The sequence below is a fragment of the Streptomyces flaveolus genome (assembly GCF_000716535.1).
In the GTDB taxonomy this organism is placed as follows: Bacteria; Actinomycetota; Actinomycetes; order Streptomycetales; family Streptomycetaceae; genus Streptomyces; species Streptomyces flaveolus_A.
The window spans coordinates 1-2,117 of the sequence record NZ_JNWV01000109.1 but is presented as its reverse complement, the minus strand read 5'-3'; the positions used below and the strand labels follow the sequence as shown (position 1 = coordinate 2,117).

The following is a 2,117-nucleotide window of genomic DNA, read 5'->3' as shown; positions in this document are numbered from 1 at the left end:
CATCCGGCTCGGCACGTGGCTGGACAACACCCGCCGCCGGGCCGACAAACTCACCCCCGAACGGCGGGCGGAGTTGGACCGGCTCGGCATGCGCTGGTAATCGGGCCAGCACGGCCGCGTTCTGGCGCGTCCCGTACAGAGGCGGGATGGTTGTCCGCGGTGGCCAAGATGAGGTCGACGGCCGTGTGTTTGCGGCGCAGGCGTCGGGTGAAGGACAGGTTGCTTTCGTCCCGGCAGGCAGGGCGGTGGGCGCGGTTCACCACGGGCACCGTTCTCACACAGTGGGCGTCACGGGTGCCGCGTCTTCCCCCGGGCGCTCGGCGGGGTCGTGGACGAAGGCGTGCGCGGCCGCCAACTCGGCGCGTCCCGCGGCCTCGACCGCCCCCAGGAAGTCGTAGGCGTCCGCGCCGATCGGTACGCGCAGTGGTGCCGTGGGCGACGCCACCAGGCGCAGGACGTGGTGGGCGAAAACTTCGGGCTGGCTCAGCCCGGGGTTGCCGGGCATGGCCCGCAGACCTGCCTCGACGTCTCCCGTGCTCTGCGCGTAGGCCGGGATGCGGCCGGCGGCCTCGGCAAGCGAGGTGCTGTAGCGGGTGGCGAAACCGCCGGGCTCGACGGCGTGCACCCGGATGCCGAAGGGCGCGACTTCCGCCGCTAGAGCCTGACTCATCCCTTCCAGTGCGTACTTGCCCGTCACATAGGCGGACAGGCCCGGCAGCCCCATCCGTCCGGCGATCGAGGAGACGTTGACGACGTGCCCGAATTGCTGACGGCGCATCAGGGGAAGTGCCAAGCGGGTGAGTCGCCACGGCGCGACAGTCAACACCTCCAGTTGCGCCCGCAGTTCGTTGTCGGATACCTCTTCGACCGCGCCGAACAGCCCTGCCCCGGCGTTGTTCACCAGCACGTCGACGCCGCCGAAGCGATCGACCGCGTGGGCGACCGCAGCCTCGCACTGCTCGGTGTCGCACACGTCCAAAGCCACTGCCGACACCCGGTCCGGGTACCGGTCAGCCAGGTCCTTCATGGTGGCGGGCCTGCGAGCGGTGGCGACCACCAGGTCGCCGGCCTCCGCGGCGGCGCCTGCCAGCGCCCGCCCGAGCCCCGAAGAGCACCCCGTCACCAGCCATCGCCGCGTCATGCGTCCCCCGTCGCCGTGTCCGTGGCCGCGGCCGTGAGCCGCGCAGGGCGATAGTGGCAGCTTCGTGATCCGGCCAGTAGGGGCGCGCGGAAGCACAAGCGGCGCGCATCCGACCTCCTCGGAGAGTCCCGCGTGCCGTGACGTGCGCGCCGCGCGGGCGCAGGAAACGGGTGACGCCATCGGACCGGCTGCCGCGCCGGAGGGTGTTGCGGGCCCGGACGGCCAGACACCGCGTCGCGGGCGTCCAGACCCCGGCGTGGCCGGGGAACCGCGATGGCCGAGACCACCAACCACCTCACGCCGCGCGCCGCCGCGCTCGCTCTGATCACGACGGCCGCGCTGGACGAAGCCGCCCGCAACGACCTCGCCGCAGACAGCCCGCCCCTGGCCAACTGGGAGATCTACGACTGCCTGACCGCCGTGCTGGAGGCATGGCGCGCCGGCGGCACGCTGCGCGAGGACTCCCTGCGGCTCACCGAACACCTCGCGGTCGAGCTGTGCGCCTACCTATTCCAAAGATTCGGCCAGGACCCTGACCGGTTCGGCAGCTGGTTGCTCGACCTCGGCGGCCAGGTCGTTCGCACCTAGCAGCACGCGCACCCCGCCGGCCCCACCGCGATCGAGATCCTGTCGGCCGTCACCGACGACCTCACCAGCAGCTCGGGCTCCCACCCGGCGCGCGGGGTGTCGTAGGCGAGCAGGTTGGAGACGGACAGCACGTCGAGCCGCACCTGGTGCTCGATGCCGAGCCGCCACGCCTCGCGCAGGACGTGCCGGGCCTCGTCGCGCGCGGCGCGGGCACCACGGCCGACTGCTGCGCGCGGGCGGGCATGGCGCGAGCGCGGCGTTGCCGGGCGGCCACAGGACGGCAGGCACGGGGAGTACGGCGGCGGGCGCGGACGTCGGGGCGGCCGGGCTGGGCAACGGGCGGCCTCCGGGCACGGCACCGCAGGGCCGCGGGGCGCAGCGGCGCGGG

Annotated in this window: 3 protein-coding genes and 1 pseudogene; 2 read left to right on the top strand and 2 right to left on the bottom strand. The window is 73.4% G+C overall.

Annotated elements, in window-relative coordinates:
• Window position 1: 1 nt before the first annotated feature.
• Window positions 2-100 (top strand): helicase associated domain-containing protein, encoded by a 99-nt coding sequence (locus OO52_RS53880; protein ID WP_267881582.1) that lies wholly within the window; start codon window positions 2-4, stop codon window positions 98-100.
• Window positions 101-274: 174 nt separating this feature from the next.
• Here the strand turns inward: OO52_RS53880 and OO52_RS45335 are convergent, their stop codons facing one another.
• Entirely contained in the window at window positions 275-1,141 is an 867-nt protein-coding gene (locus tag OO52_RS45335; RefSeq protein ID WP_051819146.1) for an SDR family oxidoreductase, read from the bottom strand.
• Window positions 1,142-1,414: 273 nt separating this feature from the next.
• Here OO52_RS45335 and OO52_RS45330 point away from each other — a divergent pair, with 273 nt between their 5' ends.
• The gene (locus tag OO52_RS45330; RefSeq protein ID WP_030659270.1) at window positions 1,415-1,729 is read left to right on the top strand and encodes a hypothetical protein; all 315 of its coding nucleotides are present in this window, start codon (window positions 1,415-1,417) and stop codon (window positions 1,727-1,729) included.
• On the opposite strand, the pseudogene OO52_RS53875 reads toward OO52_RS45330, so the two are convergent.
• Window positions 1,726-2,117 (bottom strand): annotated as a pseudogene (locus OO52_RS53875) (hypothetical protein); the annotation flags it as partial. The gene OO52_RS45330 and the pseudogene OO52_RS53875 sit on opposite strands and share 4 nt — an antisense overlap.